We start from the raw sequence: 16,876 nt of genomic DNA, 5'->3' as shown, positions 1-16,876 counted from the left end.
GATGTGAGCCGCGACGACGCGGAAAACACCGCACGAGAGAACCTGAAGGAGGTGGTCAGCGTGCCCGACGGTGATAGTTCGTACCCATTCGCCAACTGTTCACCGCGCGACCATCTCCAATACCCGCCATTCGACTGACCTACCGGTAGCCTCCGGCGCGGGAGAGCGCGCTCGGGAGATCGGGAGTACGTCATGTCGACCCTGGAAATGCTGCTGCGCCTCGGCGCCGGCGTCGGCCTCGGTGCGGTGATCGGTGTGGAACGCCAGTACCGCGCCCGGATGGCGGGCCTGCGCACCAACGCTCTGGTCGCCGCGGGTGCGACCTTGTTCGTGCTGTTGTCCGCACACGGTTTCCACGGCACCTCCGCGGACCCGACCCGCGTTGCCGCGCAGATCGTTTCGGGTATCGGATTCCTCGGCGCAGGTGTGATCATGCGCGAGGGCCTGAGCGTGCGGGGCCTCAATACCGCTGCGACGCTATGGTGTTCGGCCGCGGTCGGCGCGCTGGCCGGTTCGGGCATGTACTCCACCGCAGCCGCCGGGACGGTGGTGGTCGTCGTGGTGAACACCGTGCTGCGCTACGCCGGACGCGCGGTCGACCGGCATCCCGAGGCGGGCAGCGAGCAGCTCGCGCAGTATCTGTTCGCCGCGGTCACCGACGACGCCAACGAGGCGCACGTGCGCGCGCTGCTGGTGCAGGCGCTGACCCGCACCGGTTTCCGATTGGTCTCCATCTCCAGCCGCAATGCGGGTGAGGCGGGCCGGGTCGAGGTGAGCGCCGAGCTGATCGGCGACGAGCGCGACGACCGGCAGATGGAGTCGGCGGTGAGCCGGTTGAGCCTGGAACCGTCGGTCACCAGCGTCGGCTGGAGCATTCCGCATCCCGCGGCACCGGAGGACCGGTGACCACCGCGCGATCCTTCCCGTCCCGGGGCGCGCTCGAGCGCCCGCGCTCCCGGCTGGCCGACGTCGTCGTGTTCGCGGGTGCGGCGGTGCTGATCTGGGCGGCCGTGCGGGTCTCCGGCGGGGTCAACGTCCGGTTCAACCCGGCCACGGCACCCGCGACGGTGTCCACCTCCGCATCGGAGCTGCCGTACTACGCGGCCCGCTCACTGCTGCGGATGTTCGTCGCACTCGGCTTCTCGGTCGCATTCACCTTCGTCTACGCCACCGCCGCGGCTCGTCTGCGCCGGGCCCGCACGGTGCTGCTGCCGCTGCTGGACATTCTGCAGTCGGTGCCGATCCTGGGTTTCCTGTCGGTGACGGTGACCGCGTTCATCGCGCTGTTCCCGGGTTCGCAGCTGGGCCTGGAATGTGCGTCGATCTTCGCGATCTTCACCTCGCAGGCGTGGAACATGGCTTTCGCCTTCTACCACAGCCTGATCTCCCAGCCCCGCGAACTGGACGAGGCGTCACGCAATCTGCGCCTGTCACGCTGGCAGCGGTTCTGGCGGGTCGACGTCCCCGGCGGCATGGTGCCGCTGGTGTGGAACGCGATGATGAGTTTCGGCGGCGGCTGGTTCTTCCTGGTCGCCTCGGAGGCGATCAGCGTGAACAACCACAACTACGCACTGCCGGGCATCGGCTCCTACGTCGCCACCGCCACCGACGAGGGCGCGACCGGCAAGGTGCTGATCGCCATCGCGATCATGATCGTCCTGGTCATCGGGGTCAACGCGCTGTTCTGGCGACCGCTGACCACCTGGGCCGAACGATTCCGCATCGAGGATTCCGAACCCGCCGAAGCGCCGCGCAGCGTGACGCTGAATCTGTTGCGGCGCAGCAGTATTCCCGAGGGCCTCGGGCGGGTCTTCGGCCCGTTGGTCGGTCCGCTGGACCGGGTGATGGCGGTCTTCGGGCTCGCGGAGTACCGCTTGCACGTCACGCCGGTCCGTCGCCGCGCCGGGGATGTCGTATTCGCCGTGGTCGTCGTCGCGGTGATCGGGTACGGCTGCTACCGCGTCGTGGACTACATCGACGCCACGGTCGGTTTCGGCGAGGTGCTGCACGCGTTCGGACTCGGCGCGCTCACGCTCGTGCGCGTGATCGTGCTGCTGATCATCGCCAGTGCGATCTGGGTTCCGATCGGCGTGTGGATCGGGCTGAACCCCAGGATCTCCCGGTTCGCCCAGCCCGTGGTGCAGGTGCTCGCGAGCTTTCCGGCGAACTTCCTGTTTCCGCTGGTGACCGCGGCGATGGTGGCCACCGGGGCGAGCCTGAACTGGGCCGCGATCCTGCTCATGGCGCTGGGTGCGCAGTGGTACATCCTGTTCAACATCATCGCCGGGGCCAGTACGGTGCCCAATGATCTGCGCGAGGCCGCGGCCAATCTGCAACTGCCCCGCCGATTGTGGTGGCGCAAGCTGATCCTGCCCGCGATCTTCCCCAGCTACGTCACCGGCGGTATCACCGCCGCGGGCGGCGCGTGGAACGCTTCCATCGTCGCGGAGGTCGTGACCTACCACGGCACGACGCTGAAGGCCCCCGGACTCGGCGCGTACATCAAAGACGCCACCAGCGACGGGAATTGGGGACGGATCCTGGTCGGCGTCGTGGTGATGAGCATCTATGTCGTCGGCATCAACCGGCTGTTCTGGCGCCGGCTGTACGCCCTGGCCGAACGTCGGTATTCGCTGTGACCAGGAGAGGTTGAGACCATGTCCGCACGATCCGGCGAGGTGTTGCTGGAGGTCGACGGCGTCGGCAAGGCGTTCACCGGTGCGGCCGGTGACATCCTGCAGGTGCTCGAACACATCGATCTGACGCTGCGCAGCGGCGAAATCGTTGCCCTGCTGGGCCGTTCGGGATCGGGCAAGTCCACCCTGCTGCGCACCATCGCGGGCCTGATCGCACCGACCACCGGCACGGTCCGCTACCGCGGCGCCGAACTGGACGGCGCGAATCCCGGTGCGGCCCTGGTGTTCCAGTCCTTCGCGCTGATGCCGTGGCTGGACGTGCAGGCCAATGTGGAACTCGGGCTGGCCGCGCGAGGCGTCCCGCGTCCCGAGCGACGCCGCCGCGCCCTGGCCGCGATCGATATGATCGGCCTGGACGGCTTCGAGGCCGCCTACCCCAAGGAGTTGTCCGGCGGTATGCGCCAGCGCGTGGGTTTCGCCCGCGCCCTGGTCCTGGAACCGGATCTGCTGCTGATGGACGAGCCGTTCTCGGCCCTGGACGTACTGACCGCGGAGAACCTGCGCACGGAGATCGTGAACCTGTGGGCCACGGACGATTTCCCCACCAAATCGATCTGCATCGTGACCCACAACATCGAGGAGGCGGTGCTGCTCGCGGACCGGGTGGTGGTGCTGGGCTCCAATCCGGGCCGGATCATCGCCGAGATCCCGGTGCCGCAGGCCCGTCCGCGTGATCGCCGCGCGCCGGGTTTCGAACTGCTCGTGGACGAGATCTACGGCCTGCTGACCGGCCGCGAAACTCAGCGTCCCGCACCGGAACCCGAGAAGGCCACCCCGACCGCGACCCCGCTGCCGGACGCCTCGGTGGGCGGGCTGGCCGGTCTGGTCGAGCTGGTGTACGCCAACGGCGGGCGCGCGGATCTGCCCGTGGTCGCCGATACGCTGAACTTCGAGATCGACGATCTGCTGCCGCTGGTCGACGCCGCGGCGATGCTCGGCTTCATCACCCTCGAATCCGGTGACATCACCCTGACCGAGATCGGCACCCGCTACACCACCGCCGACATCCAGGAGAGCAAGACGATCTTCGCCGAACAGGCCCGGCATCGGGCGCCGCTGGTGCGCACCATCTGCAAGGGCCTGGCCGGAAGCACCGACGGCACGCTGCGCGGCGGATTCTTCCTGGATCTGCTGCGGCGCGGATTCTCCGCCGAGGACGCGCGACGTCAACTGGAGGTCGCCATCGCCTGGGGCCGGTATGCCGAACTCTACGACTACGACGCCGACGACGACGAGATCACCGCCGACCCGGCCGCGGCGGAATTCACTGCCGTGCGGGACAATTGGCACTGATCCGGTTCGCATCACACACCTGGGTACGACCCGCTCGCCACATCGCCCAGAACCTACGCGCCCGAATCCTCTACCGGCACAGCATCATCGACGCTCCCGCACGCCGTTGTCCGCGGGTTGCCCGGAAGACGCCGGAACGCCCGCCGCCGCGAGCCGGGCCGCGAGACCGTCCAGCAGGCACAGCAGCGCGAAGTCGAAGGCCATGGCGCGTGCGGCCTCGGGATCCATCTCTACGGTCTGCCGGAAATCCGCGCGCATCTCCGGATAGTCCGCGGCGACTCGCTCCACCACGTCCACCATGGTGGCGGGGTCGTACCTGCCGTCCTTGCTCACCTGACGGATACCGATCTCCGGAATGACCTGTCCCAGAACGAAACCCATCAGCGTGCCACTGGCCAGATAGACGTCCACACCGGTGAATCCGGCGCGCACGAACGCCCGGCGCAGCCGATCGCTCATGGCGAACGCGTGCGGCCCGGCCATCGGCATCCGGCCGAGCAGATTCGCCAGCCACGGATGTTCGAGCAGCACGACCCGCAGTCCGTAGGCCGTGCTGGTGGTCACCTCGCGCCACGTCGCACGGTCCGGGTCGGGAACCTCCACCAGCCCCCAGACCTCGTCCATGGCCAGTTCCAGTAGTTCGTCCTTGTTCGCGACGTACCAGTACAGGCTGGTCGCCCCCGCACCCAGCCGGGCGCCGAGCTTGCGCATACTCAGCGACTCGAGCCCTTCGGCGTCGAGCATCTCCACCGCCGCCGCGACGATCTGCCCCCGACCGAGCCCGGAGCTTCTGGGACGGCGCGGCTCACGCGCCCATACCGAGGTGAATGGCTTGGTCACGGCACCCACCTTAATTCAATCGCACGCCGTTCGAGATTATCGTACGCTGTGCGAGTGGAATCGAACGCTGTACCAGAACCGGCGGACACACAGGTCCGCGATCCGCGCCGCTGGTGGATTCTGGTGGTGCTGTGCCTATCCCTGCTGGTGCTGATGATCGACGGCACCGTGCTCAATATCGCCATCCCGTCGCTGATCCGGGACCTGAACGCCACCCCCGCGGATGTTCAGTGGATCCTCGACGCCTACATCCTGGTCTTCGCCGGACTGTTACTGACCGCGGGCAGTCTGTCCGACCGCTTCGGCCGACGCCGCATGCTCATCACCGGCCTGGCCGTATTCGGCGCCGCCTCGCTGCTGGCGGTGCTCGCCGACGCGCCGTGGCAGGTCATCGCGGCGCGCGCGGCGATGGGCGTCGGCGGATCGCTGCTGATGCCCTCGACCCTGTCGATCCTGATGACCACCTTCGCCGAGGACGAGCGGCGCAAGGCCATGGCGGCCTGGTCGACGGTGTCGATGGTCGGCATCGTGCTCGGCCCGACGCTGGGCGGCCTACTACTGCAACACTTCTGGTGGGGTTCGGTGTTCCTGCTGAACATCCCGGTCGCGGTGATCGCGATCGTGGCCGCGGTGGTGCTGATGCCCGAGACCCGCGGTGAGCAGCGCCCGGTCGATCCGGTCGGGGTCGTGCTCTCGATCGTCGCGCTGACCTCGGCGGTGTACGTGATCATCCAGCGCGAGTGGAACATTCCGGTGATCGCGCTGGCCGTCCTGGCCGGAGCGGGATTCGGCTGGTGGGAGCACCGCTCCGAGCATCCGATGCTGCCGCTGGGCGTGTTCCGGAACCGGGATTTCACCGGCACCTGCCTGACGCTGCTGCTGATGGTCTTCGGCATGGGTGCGGTGCTGCTGATCCTGACCCAGTATCTGCAGTTCGTCCTGGGCTACGGGCCGATGCGGGCGGGCTGGGCGCTGCTGCCCTACGCGGTGGCGGCCGCGGTGTTCAACGGCCTGGGCGCGACCCTGGGCAAGACGGTGAGCAACAAGACGCTCATCGTCGCCGGACTCGCGGTGATGGCCGGTGCGTTCGCCGTGCTGGCCAATGCGGACAGCTATCCGTGGGTGCTGGCCAGCATGATGATCATGGGCATCGGCGGCGGCCTGGCCGGTCCGGCGGCCTACTCCTCGATCCTCAACGCCATCCCCGTCGAACATGCCGGGGTCGGCTCGGCCATGAACGACACGCTCCAGCAGGTCGGGCAGGCGATCAGTATCGCGGTGATCGGCAGCGTCCTGGCCGGGGTGTACACCGCGCACATGCCCGCCGACGCTCCGGCCGCGGCGCGTGAATCCATCGGCGCCGCATTCCACTTGGGCCTGGTCGGTCCGGCGAAGTCCGCCTTCACCGCCGCCATGTCCACCGGTTCGTGGATCAGCGTCGGCTTCTGCCTCGCCGCCGCGGCCCTGGGCCTGATCCTGCTGCGGGGCCATCGGCCCACACCGGCCGAGGAACCCGAGAGCACCCCGGTCGCCTAGCAGCACAGCTATGCCGCACGGGCACAGGGAATCTCACCCTGTGCCCGTGTCCGCGCACCGTTCGGTCGCCGGGCTGTGCTGGAAACATCCACGGCCGAAGGCTTTTCGGAGGTCGGCGAGGGCACCGGCTGCGCCCGTCGGGGATCGCCGGTCGCGTGGCGGTTCCGATCGGTGTACGTCTGCCCTGTTCGGCCCGTACCGTCGAGGCCATGAGTTCCTCCACCTCCGATACGCGGGCGCTCGCGTCTTCCCCGGATTCGGCCGCGCGCGCCGAGGCCGAACGTCATCTCGTGCGTTACGCCGGGCATGCGGACTTCGTCGGCGAGATCATCACCCGCGCCGCCGGAAGTTTCCTCTACACCCGGGACGGCCGGAAGATCCTGGATTTCACCTCCGGTCAGATGAGCGCGATTCTGGGGCATTCGCATCCGGAGATCGTGGAGACCGTCCGACGCCAGATCGGCGAACTGGACCACCTCTACAGCGGCATGCTCAGCCCGCCGGTCATCGATCTGGCCGCCGGACTCGCCGCGACACTGCCCGCACCGCTGGAGAAGGCGCTGCTGCTGACCACCGGCGCGGAGGCCAACGAGGCCGCGATCCGGATGGCGAAGCTGGTCACCGGCGGGCACGAGATCGTTTCGTTCGCCCGGTCCTGGCACGGGATGACCCAGGCCGCGGCCGGAGCGACCTACAGCGCGGGCCGCCGCGGATACGGCCCGGCCGCACCCGGCAATTTCGCCCTGCCGGTCCCGCACGCCTACCGGCCCGATATCACCACGGCCACCGGCGAACTGGATTGGCGACGGCAGCTGGATCTGGGTTTCGATCTCATCGACGCCCAGTCCACCGGCAGCCTCGCGGCCTGTCTGATCGAGCCGATCCTCAGCTCGGGCGGGATCATCGAACCGCCGCTGGGATATCTGACCGCCCTGCGGGACAAGTGCCGCGAGCGCGACATGCTGCTGATCGTGGACGAGGCGCAGACGGGTCTGTGCCGCACCGGATCCTGGTATGCGTTCGAAGGCGAGGGCATCGTGCCGGACATTCTCGTGCTGTCCAAGACACTCGGCGCCGGGCTGCCGCTGGCGGCGGTCCTCACCTCCGCCGAGATCGAACAGCGGGCGCACGATCGCGGATTCCTGTTCTTCACCACGCATGTCGCCGATCCGCTCGTCGCCGCGGTCGGCAACACCGTACTCGAGGTGCTGCGGCGCGACGGTCTGGACGCGCGGGCCGCGCACCTCGGGGCGATCCTGCGCGAGGGCCTGGAAGATCTCGGACAGCGGCATGCGGTGGTCGGCGACATCCGCGGCCGCGGCCTGCTCGCCGGTCTGGAACTCGTGCTGGACCGCAAGACCAAACAGGGTTCGGACGAACTCGGCGCCCTGGTCACCCGCCGCTGCCTCGAACTGGGCCTGCACATGAACATCGTGCAGCTACCCGGTATGGGCGGCGTATTCCGGATCGCTCCACCGCTGACCGCCACCGAGGACGAACTCGCCCTGGGCCTGTCCATCCTGGACACCGCGATCGGGGACGCGGTCGCCTCGCTCGGAGTGCGCATCGGGAGCTAGCGGGTCAGGACCGTGCGAACGCCTGGCCATCGGCATTCCACACCGATTCGGCATCGGCGATCGTGACGGTCGACCACCCGCTGCCGAACCCTACGTCGGTGGCAGTGTGAGACCCACGAGCTTCTCGGACATGTCCCACAGTCGCTGCGCCAATTCCGCATCTCGGGCCAGGGCGTTGCGTGGCTCCTCGAGCCGGAAGCGGTGAAAGTACTTGCCGTTCACCGCATCCGCGGTCGTGGCCAGATGGACCAGCGGGTCCGCGCCCTGCTCCGGGCGGATGATCAGCGGTCGCAGCAGCGGTAAGCGGATCACCGCGCCCACACCCAGCGGCGCATCGTCGTAGACGTGGGTGGCGACCACGCCGGGATGGAATGCGGCGGTGGTCAATCCGGTGCCCTCGGCCCGGCGCGCGAGTTCGCGCGTGAAGATCACATTCGCCAGTTTCGACGTGGCGTACACCAACAGCTGGCTGTAGTAACCGGTCGGCGCGTTCACCGTGTCCGGATCGAGCCTGGCCAACCGGTAGATCGTGCTCGCGGTATTGACCACCCGGGCGCGCGAATGCACCAGGCGATCGAACAGCAAGCCGGTGAGCAGGAACGGGGCGAGATGGTTGACCTGGAAGGTCTGCTCGTTTCCGTCGACGGTGATCGTCCGCCTGGCCCACGCGCCGCCCGCGTTGTCGGCCAGCACATCGATGACCGGATAGCGGTCGATCAACCGCCTGGCCAGTTCCCGCACATCGTCGAGCCGGGCGAAATCGGCGACGAACGGCTCCGCCCCGATCCGCTCGGCCACCGCGACCGTCCGTTGCGGCGAGCGGCCGACCACCGCGACCGTCGCACCGCGCGCCGCCAGCTTCGCCGCCGCGGCCGCGCCGACACCCGAACTCGCACCCGTCACCACGACCGTGCGGCCGGTCAGATCCGGCCCGGTCGTCTTCTGCGCCACCATGCGCTGTCCTTCCATTCCCGCAAGCCCGCGAGGCCGCCCGAAAGGCATTCCACCGCAGGCGCGCCCGCCTCCCGACACAGTCGGGAGGCGGGCGCTCGATCCGAAACGCTCAGTGCCCCATCATTATCGGAGCATCGGACGAATCCTGCGGTAGGGACGGTTTGACCTTCGGCAGGAAGTACGCCGGGATCAGCGTGATCACCACCAGCACCACGGCCACCACGAAGGTGTGCGCGAACGCCGCGGCAGCCTGATCGAATCCGGCGGCCAGGGCGCCCGGCGGCAACTGCTTCGCGATCGCCGGGTTGAAGTGCGAGGCGATCGCCGCCTGCGCAAACGGCTTGCTGTTGAGCAGGTTCGTCAGCACCACCGACATCACCGCGGTGCCGATCGAGCCCGCGGTCTGATTCACGATATTCATCAGCGTCGTCCCGCGCGCCACCTGCGCGTGGGTCAATGTCTGGATGGCGGCGGTCATCACCGGCATCATGGTGCAGCCCATGCCCAGCCCCATCACGAACAGCGCCGCCATCAGCATGGAATAAGGGGATCGGCATGCAATTGGGTGAGGAACAGCGTGCCGATCGCGATGACGACCAGACCCGTCATCACGATGCGCCCGGGACCGATCTTGTCCACCAGCCGTCCGGCGATCGGCATCGTCAGCATCGCGCCCAACCCCTGCGGCGCGATCAGCAGTCCGGCGTGCAGTGGCGTCAGACCGCGCACCTGCTGCAGATAACTGGGCAGCAGCAGACCCGCGCCGAAGAACGCGATCGCGAAGAACACCATGGTCAGCACTGCGAAGGTCAGCGAACGGTTCCGGAACAGGTGCACATCGATCAGCGGATGGTCGGTTCGCAACGCGTGCAACACGAACGCCACCATCAGCACCAGCCCGATCACCGCGGGAATCAACACCCGCGCCGCCAGCACGGTGTGCTTCTCCGGGATCGAGGAGACCCCGAACAGGAACAGCGCCAGGCCCGGCGAGGCCAGCAGCATGCCCACGAAGTCGAACGCCTCGGACGGTTCGGGCCGGTCGGGGGCGAACACCACGAAGGACAGGATCAGCGACAGCGCGCCGATCGGGACGTTGATCAGGAAGATCCAGTGCCATCCGGCCATACCGAACCAGTGCACATCGATCAGCCAGCCACCCAGGATCGGGCCCAGGATCGGCCCCAGCAGCATCGGCACGCCGAGGACGGCCATCACTCGGCCGATCCGCTGCGGACCGGCCGCATGGGTCATGATCGTCATCCCCAGCGGCATCAGCATGCCGCCGCCGAGGCCCTGGATCACGCGAAAAGCGATGAGCGACTCGATGTTCCATGCGGTGGAGCACAGCAGCGAGCCGAGCACGAAGAAGGTCAACGCCATCATGTAGAGGCGTTTGGTGCCGAATCGATCCGCCGCCCAGCCGGTCAGCGGAATAACGGTGGCCAGTGCGAGCGTGTAGCCGGTCATCGACCAGGCGGCGATCGCGTAGCTGGCGTGGAATGTGTTCTGGAATGTGGGCAGAGCGATGGTGACGACGGTGATGTCGAGGATCGACATGATCGCGCCGAGCACCACGACACCGGCCACCTTCAACACGCTCGCATCGAGCTTGTCGGAGGTCGGATCCGGCTGCGCGGCCTGACTATCCGGAGGTGTGGTCACCGTTTCAGCCTTGCACGGACACGCCTGGATGACCAGCGCCAATTTTCCGCGAGTGGGACGTCGGCACGTCGGTCGAATATTCGGTTCTACTCGGCAATACAGAGCGGTACGGTGGAAAAACACCCGGTTCACCATTGCCCGGTAAGGAGTTCGATGCGATGACCGACCCGGTGCAGGGTTTGACCGGTACGCTCACATCGCCGATCCGCAGCGAAGGCATGCTCGGGGAGGTCCTGGTCGCGATCCGAGGGGGGACAGAGAGTTACATCGCACGATCCACCGAGCCCATCGAGCGGTTCGCGACCGTCCTGATCGTCGAGGTGCATCCGGGCCGGATCGTCGATGTCGTTCCCTGGTTCCCGCTCGACGTCGCACCGGGTGGGGAAATGTCGAGATAACAAGGGAGACAACAGTGCTGGGGTACCACGTGCCCGATCCGGACGAGGCGATGCTCGTCAGCGGGGGCAAGGCCAGAGACAATGCGCCGTTCCGGGTGATCACCGGGCACGGCGCCTGGGTGATGCCGTTCTTCCGCAAGGTCAGATATCTGTCGCTGGCCATGTACGAGGCCGAGATCCAGGAACGCTGCGTCACCAAGCAGGCCATCCAGCTCGATGTGCGCGCCGTGATCGCCTTCAAGGTCGCCAACGACACCCAGTCGGTGGTCAACGCCGCGCAGCGTTTCCTGTCCGAGCAGGAGCGGGAGATGTCGGTGCTGACCGGCCGCATCTTCTCCGGACATCTGCGTTCGATCGTCGGCTCGATGACGGTCGAGGAGATCATCCGCGAACGCCAGAAGCTCGCCGACGAGGTACTGGTGGCCTCGAAGGTGGAGATGAGCAATATCGGCCTGTGGGTCGACTCGTTCCAGATCCAGTCCATCGACGACGGCAACCTCGGCTACATCGGCGCCCTCGCGGCCCCGCACAACGCCGCGGTCCAGCGCGATGCGCAGATCGCCCAGGCCGCCGCCTCGCAGGCCGCCGCCGAAGCCGAACAGGCCTCCCGCCGCAAGCAGGCCGAATACCAGCGCCAGACCGCGATTCTGCAGGCCGAATACCAGCGCGACATCGATAAGGCCAAGGCCGAGGCATCCCAGGCCGGCCCGCTGGCCGAGGCCATCGCGCTGCAGGAGGTGCTCACCGCGCAGGCCGAACGCGCCCGCAAGGAAGCCCAGCTGCGCGAACAGCAGCTGCAGACCGAGGTGGTCAAGCCCGCCGAAGCCGAGGCCGAACGAGTGCGCGTGCTCGCCCAGGCCGAGGCCGACCGCACCCGCATCCAGGCCGAGGCCGCCGCGTCGAACAACCGCATCGCCCTGGACCAGCTGCTCATCGAACAGCTGCCCGAAATCGTCAAGCAGGCCTCGGTCGGCCTCTCGCACGCCAACCTGACCGTGCTGAACGGACCCGACGGCGTCAGCGAGCTCGTCAACGGCATGGTCGGCCAGGGTCTGACGGTGTTCAACTCGCTGCAGAAAGCCCTCTCTTCCACCGGTGAATCCACCGACAACGAACAGCGGGACAGTTAGAGTGACGGCACAGTGACGGCAATGAGGAGCGGGTGCAGGTGTCGATCGGGAAATTGGTGTCCTTCGACAGTTCACGGGGGTTCGGATTCATTCGGCCGGAAGACGGCGGCCCCGATGTCTTCGTTCATGTGAACGACATCGGGCTCGACGAGGACGAACTGCGCCAGGGACGGGTTTTCGAATTCGAGGTGACCGAAGGTGATCGGGGTCCGAAAGCGGTCAATCTGACCCTGGTCGCGGGCCAGCCGCCGGTGCCGCGCCATCGCAACCGCGAACGCGGCGCCAGCGTACTCACCGCCGCCGAGCACAAACGCCTGATCACCGAACTACTGCTCGATGCCAGCCCGGCGCTGACCGCCGGGGAGATAGTCACCATCCGCGAGCGACTGACGGCATTCGCCGAACAGCACGGATGGCTGGAAGGCTGATCGGCGCTACCGAATTCTGTCGGTACCACCACATACGATCTTCCTGACGATGCGGGCGATGAATTTTGCCCGCCCGCATCGTCTACCAGGTTGAGACACCGATTCGTACCGGGCCACGAACACGCCGGAGCGAAGCGGAGGCCGAAAACACCGCCAGGAGGATCGTGTGGATCTGCCCGTTATGCCACCGGTCAGACCGATGCTGGCCAAGTCCGCATCGGAGTTGCCGGACGATCCGGAGCTGTTCTACGAACCCAAGTGGGATGGTTTCCGCTGCATCGTGTTTCGCGATGGCGACGAGATCGAACTCGGCTCTCGTAACGACCGTCCGCTCACCCGTTATTTCCCGGAATTGGTGAGCCTGCTCGCGCAGGCGCTGCCGCCACGGTGTGTGGTGGACGGCGAGATCGTCGTGGTCACCGAACACGGCCTGGATTTCGACACCCTGCAGAATCGCCTGCACCCGGCGGCCTCACGGGTGAACAAACTCGCTGTGGAGACGCCGGCCAGTTTCGTGGCCTTCGATCTGCTCGCCCTGGGCGACCGGGATCTGACCAGCGAACCGTTCGCCGAACGCCGCAAGATCCTGGAAACCATCGTCGATCATTCACTCGATCGTGTGCATCTCACGCCGATCACCACCGATCCGGTGCTGGCCCGCGACTGGTTCACCCGTTTCGAGGGCGCCGGATTCGACGGCGTCGTGGTCAAGGCCGGTGATCTGGCATATCTGCAGGACAAGCGGGTGATGATCAAGGTCAAACACGAGCGCACCGCCGACTGTGTGGTGGCCGGATTCCGCTGGCACAAGGACGGCCGAGGCGTCGGCTCCCTGTTGCTGGGGCTGTTCGACGAGCAGGGCAATCTGCATCACGTCGGCGTGGCCAGCAGTTTCACCGCCGCCCGCCGCGCCGCGCTGGTCGATGAACTCCAGCCGCTGCGCGAGAACGCCCTGGAGAACCATCCGTGGCGGCAGTGGGCCGATGCCGCGGCCCAGGCCAAGGCCGAAGGGAAAATGCCCGGCGGGGTGAGCCGCTGGACCGGAACCAAGGATCTGTCCTGGGAGGCGCTGCGGCCCGAACTCGTCGCCGAGGTCCGCTACGAGCACGTCATGGCCGGGCGCCTGCGACACGGCGGCCGCCTGGTCCGATTCCGAGACGACCGCACGCCCGAATCGTGCACCTACGCCCAGCTCGAGCAGGTCGCCCCGGCCGAACTCGCCGACATCTTCGCCGAGGCGCGCAAATGAGCGAGTCCATCGATATCGAGGCCGCCGGTCGCACCGTGCGGATCAGCAATCCCGACAAGATCTACTTCACCAAGCGCGGCGAGACGAAACTCGATCTGGTGCGCTACTACCAGGCCGTCGAGGAACCGATCATGCGCACCATCGGCAATCGCCCGGTACTGCTGGAGCGTTATCCGGACGGGGCGAGCGGCAAATCCTGGTTCCAGAAGCGGGTGCCCGCCTCTGTCCCGGACTGGTTGCAGACCACGAAGGTCGCCACCCCCAACGGCACCACCAGCGACGCTCTCGTCGCCGCCGACCTCGCGCACATCCTGTGGGCGGTCAACCTGGGCTGCTTGGGTTTTCACGTCTGGGCCAACCACGCGGCGGCCGGACCGCCCGACACCGCCGCCGGGCACACGCCCACACCTCGGGCCGTCACCGAGGTCCTCGGTGATCTCGCCATCGCCGACGAACTGCGGATCGATCTGGACCCCTCCCCCGGCATCGGATTCGCCGACCTGCGCGAGGCGGCGATCTGCACCCGTGAGCTGTTCACCGAACTGGGCATCGATTCGCGAATCAAGACCTCCGGCTCGCGCGGCCTGCACATCTACGTCGCACTCGAACCGCGATGGGACGGCTATCAGGTCCGCGCCGCCTCGGTGGCCCTGGCCCGCGAACTCGAACGCCGCCATCCCGATCGGATCACCGCGCAATGGTGGAAGGAGTTGCGCGGCAGCCGGGTTTTCATCGACTACAACCAGAACGCCCCGCACAAGACGGTTTTCGGCGCCTGGTGCGTGCGCCCCAAGGTCGGCGCGCAGGTGTCCACGCCGATCTCCTGGGATGCCCTGGACACCGTCGTGCCCGATGAGCTCACCATCGCCACGGTGCCCGCACGGGTCGCCGAATTCGGTGACCCGTGGGCCGACCGCACTCCCCAGTCCATCGAACCGCTCCTGAAAATGGCTGCCCGCGACCAGGATTCGGGCCTGATGGACGCCCCGTGGCCGCCGCAGTACCCGAAGATGCCGAACGAGCCGCCGCGCGTGCAGCCCAGTCGCGCCCGCACCCAGGAGTGAGTCCTTCCCGCACGCCCGGTCGCGGTTGTGCGGATCCGGGTCAGCGGTCGATCTTCGGGAACGACGTGGTGACCAGCGCGAACAGCATGTCCGCGAGCAGGATGTGGACCTGCTCGCGGGTCAGCGTGCCGCGGATGATCCATTCGCGCCCAGCGGTTTTCACCATGCCGCCGTAAGCACGCACCAGGGCGCGCAGTTCGCCCGAATGCTGAGACCCGCTCAGGCCCACCATGTCCAGCAACCGGGCCGCGGCCGCATCGTCGGCCTCGTCCAGGATCCGCTGCACCTCCGGATCGTCGCCGATTCCCTCGTGCCCGGTCACCTTGACCCAGGTGCTGCCGTGTTCGCCGATGATGTCCAGCAACCACGCCACACTCGCATCGACACGCTCACGGTCCGTGCCGGTCGGCAGCACCATGTTGTCCGGCTTGGGCAAGGTCACCATCCGGCGCACCACCGCGAGATACAGGTCGCGCTTATTGCCGAAATAGTGGTTGATCAGGCCACGGGCCACCCCGGCGCGCTGCGCGAGTTCCGCGGTGGACACCGCCGCGTAGGGGCGTTCACCGAACATCTCGATGGCGCGGCCCAGAATCTGGGCACGGCGCTCGTCGGGATCGAGCCGACGGCGCGCCGGAGCATCGGCCTCGGCGGCTGCCGCGAGTCGGGTTTCAGAGTGAGCGGGCAATGAGATCCTTCATCACCTCGTTCGAGCCGGCCAGGATACGCAGGATCCGGGCGCCCGTGTAGAGCTGGGAGATCGGGTATTCCGTCATATATCCATAGCCACCGAAGAGTTGCAGACAACGGTCCACCACAATACCCAACTGATCGGTCAGCCAATATTTCGCCATGGCAGCGGTGGGAATGTCGAGTTCGCCCCGAAGATGCTTGCTGATGGCGTTATCGAGGAACGTGCGGCTCACCTGTGCGATGGTCTTGCACTCGGCGAGTTCGAACTTGGTGTTCTGCATCGCGAACAGCGGCTTGCCGAACGCCTCACGACCCTTGGTGTACTCCACGGTCAGCTCGACGGCCTTCTCCATCATCGCGACCGCCATGATCGCGGTGACCAGCCGCTCCTGCGCGAGCAGCTGCATCATCTGGTAGAAGCCCTGGCCCTCGGCCTCGCCGAGCAGGTTCGCGGCCGGCACCCGCAGCCCGTCGAAGAACAGCTCCGCGGTGTCCTGCCCCTTGCCGCCGATCTTGGACAGGATCCGGCCGCGCTTGAAACCGGGCGTATCGTCGCCGACCTCGGCGAAGATCAGCGAGACGCCCGCCGCACCCTTGGTCGGATCGGTCTTGACCGCGAGGATGATGCCGTCACACAGCCAGCCGTTGGAGATGAAGATCTTCGACCCGGTGATGACGTACTCGTCGCCCTCGCGCACCGCGCGGGTCTTGATGGCCTGCAGGTCCGAGCCGGTGCCCGGCTCGGTCATGCCGATCGAGAGCACCATCTCACCGCTGGCCGCCTTCGGCAGCACCCGCTGCTTGAGTTCTTCGCTGCCGAAGTGCGCCAGATAGGGCGCGATGATCGAGGAGTGCACCGGCATACCCAGCGCACCCTCGCCGCCGAAGGACTGCTCCTCGATGATGGCCGCCTCGTGCGCGAAAGTGCCTCCGCCGCCGCCGTATTCGGTCGGAATGGCCGCGCACAGCAGCCCCAGCTCGCCCGCCCGGTTGTACAGCTCGCGGTCGGGATGGCCCTGCTCGACGAACTTCTCCTCGTGCGGGACGACCTCCTTGGCGAAGAAATCTCTCGCCAGCTCCCGGACCGCCTCGACCTCGTCGTCGCTCCATGCCGCGCGTGCCATCTTCGTCTCACCTCTCGTACCGAGCCGATTCACCGTGCGGACGTCCGGCCCTCTCACCTGCCGGACGCACGTCCCGGTCGGCATCCCGCCGACCTCCGGCACCAGCGTGGACCACTGTTGGCGTTATGTCAACAACCCGGGCATGCCCCGTAGGGCGGCCGTGTGCAGGCGCACACCAGCACTGATGCGACAATGTTCCGACCGCATCCGCACGCACGAAGGAACCACC

At 67.2% G+C, this 16,876-nt stretch carries 14 protein-coding genes and 1 pseudogene; 10 read left to right on the top strand and 5 right to left on the bottom strand.

Annotated elements, in window-relative coordinates:
- Nucleotides 1–192 precede the first annotated feature (192 nt).
- The 3 genes from ON40_RS12165 to ON40_RS12155 are packed head-to-tail and all read left to right on the top strand — an operon-like array spanning nucleotide 193 to nucleotide 3,989.
- Nucleotides 193–906 (top strand): MgtC/SapB family protein, encoded by a 714-nt coding sequence (locus ON40_RS12165; protein ID WP_040821894.1) that lies wholly within the window; start codon nucleotides 193–195, stop codon nucleotides 904–906.
- The gene (locus tag ON40_RS12160; RefSeq protein WP_040821893.1) at nucleotides 903–2,639 is read left to right on the top strand and encodes an ABC transporter permease; all 1,737 of its coding nucleotides are present in this window, start codon (nucleotides 903–905) and stop codon (nucleotides 2,637–2,639) included. The genes ON40_RS12165 and ON40_RS12160 overlap by 4 nt, the downstream gene beginning before the upstream one ends.
- 18 nt (nucleotides 2,640–2,657) lie before the next feature.
- Nucleotides 2,658–3,989, top strand: a complete 1,332-nt coding sequence (locus tag ON40_RS12155) for an ABC transporter ATP-binding protein (protein ID WP_040821891.1) — start codon at nucleotides 2,658–2,660, stop codon at nucleotides 3,987–3,989.
- Nucleotides 3,990–4,073: 84 nt separating this feature from the next.
- Here ON40_RS12155 and ON40_RS12150 read toward each other — a convergent pair whose 3' ends face one another.
- On the bottom strand, nucleotides 4,074–4,829 hold the full coding sequence (locus ON40_RS12150; protein WP_040821957.1) for a TetR/AcrR family transcriptional regulator: 756 nt from the start codon (nucleotides 4,827–4,829) through the stop codon (nucleotides 4,074–4,076).
- Between the two features lie 54 nt (nucleotides 4,830–4,883).
- On the opposite strand from ON40_RS12150, the gene ON40_RS12145 reads away from it, so the two are divergent.
- The gene (locus ON40_RS12145) at nucleotides 4,884–6,365 is read left to right on the top strand and encodes an MFS transporter (protein ID WP_051193012.1); all 1,482 of its coding nucleotides are present in this window, start codon (nucleotides 4,884–4,886) and stop codon (nucleotides 6,363–6,365) included.
- Nucleotides 6,366–6,574: 209 nt separating this feature from the next.
- Nucleotides 6,575–7,942, top strand: a complete 1,368-nt coding sequence (locus tag ON40_RS12140; RefSeq protein ID WP_040821953.1) for an aspartate aminotransferase family protein — start codon at nucleotides 6,575–6,577, stop codon at nucleotides 7,940–7,942.
- A 90-nt stretch (nucleotides 7,943–8,032) separates the two neighbouring features.
- Here the strand turns inward: ON40_RS12140 and ON40_RS12135 are convergent, their stop codons facing one another.
- Complete coding sequence (locus tag ON40_RS12135; protein ID WP_085997703.1) at nucleotides 8,033–8,896, bottom strand: SDR family NAD(P)-dependent oxidoreductase; 864 nt, start codon at nucleotides 8,894–8,896, stop codon at nucleotides 8,033–8,035.
- A 109-nt stretch (nucleotides 8,897–9,005) separates the two neighbouring features.
- A pseudogene (locus ON40_RS12130) lies at nucleotides 9,006–10,561 on the bottom strand (DHA2 family efflux MFS transporter permease subunit).
- Between the two features lie 158 nt (nucleotides 10,562–10,719).
- Here ON40_RS12130 and ON40_RS12125 point away from each other — a divergent pair.
- The 5 genes from ON40_RS12125 to ON40_RS12105 all read left to right on the top strand — a co-directional run bounded on the left by ON40_RS12125 (nucleotide 10,720) and on the right by ON40_RS12105 (nucleotide 14,830).
- Entirely contained in the window at nucleotides 10,720–10,959 is a 240-nt protein-coding gene (locus ON40_RS12125) for an NfeD C-terminal domain-containing protein (protein WP_040821889.1), read from the top strand.
- A 14-nt stretch (nucleotides 10,960–10,973) separates the two neighbouring features.
- Nucleotides 10,974–12,089, top strand: a complete 1,116-nt coding sequence (locus tag ON40_RS12120) for an SPFH domain-containing protein (RefSeq protein WP_040821888.1) — start codon at nucleotides 10,974–10,976, stop codon at nucleotides 12,087–12,089.
- Between the two features lie 32 nt (nucleotides 12,090–12,121).
- Nucleotides 12,122–12,517, top strand: a complete 396-nt coding sequence (locus tag ON40_RS12115) for a cold-shock protein (RefSeq protein ID WP_040821886.1) — start codon at nucleotides 12,122–12,124, stop codon at nucleotides 12,515–12,517.
- A gap of 166 nt (nucleotides 12,518–12,683) precedes the next feature.
- Entirely contained in the window at nucleotides 12,684–13,766 is a 1,083-nt protein-coding gene (locus ON40_RS12110; protein ID WP_218008776.1) for an ATP-dependent DNA ligase, read from the top strand.
- Nucleotides 13,763–14,830 (top strand): DNA polymerase domain-containing protein, encoded by a 1,068-nt coding sequence (locus ON40_RS12105; RefSeq protein ID WP_040821885.1) that lies wholly within the window; start codon nucleotides 13,763–13,765, stop codon nucleotides 14,828–14,830. Before ON40_RS12110 ends, ON40_RS12105 begins: the two co-directional genes overlap by 4 nt.
- A gap of 40 nt (nucleotides 14,831–14,870) precedes the next feature.
- On the opposite strand, the gene ON40_RS12100 is transcribed toward ON40_RS12105, so the two are convergent.
- Together ON40_RS12100 and ON40_RS12095 are read right to left on the bottom strand one after the other, a co-directional pair.
- Nucleotides 14,871–15,518, bottom strand: a complete 648-nt coding sequence (locus ON40_RS12100) for a TetR/AcrR family transcriptional regulator (protein ID WP_040821884.1) — start codon at nucleotides 15,516–15,518, stop codon at nucleotides 14,871–14,873.
- Nucleotides 15,502–16,647: an acyl-CoA dehydrogenase family protein gene (locus ON40_RS12095; protein WP_040821882.1), complete on the bottom strand. Its 1,146-nt coding sequence runs from the start codon at nucleotides 16,645–16,647 to the stop codon at nucleotides 15,502–15,504. Before ON40_RS12095 ends, ON40_RS12100 begins: the two co-directional genes overlap by 17 nt.
- Nucleotides 16,648–16,876: the final 229 nt, after the last annotated feature.

This window comes from Nocardia jiangxiensis NBRC 101359, from assembly GCF_000308615.1.
Taxonomy (GTDB): domain Bacteria; phylum Actinomycetota; class Actinomycetes; order Mycobacteriales; family Mycobacteriaceae; genus Nocardia; species Nocardia jiangxiensis.
This window is presented reverse-complemented; position numbering and strand designations above follow the sequence as displayed.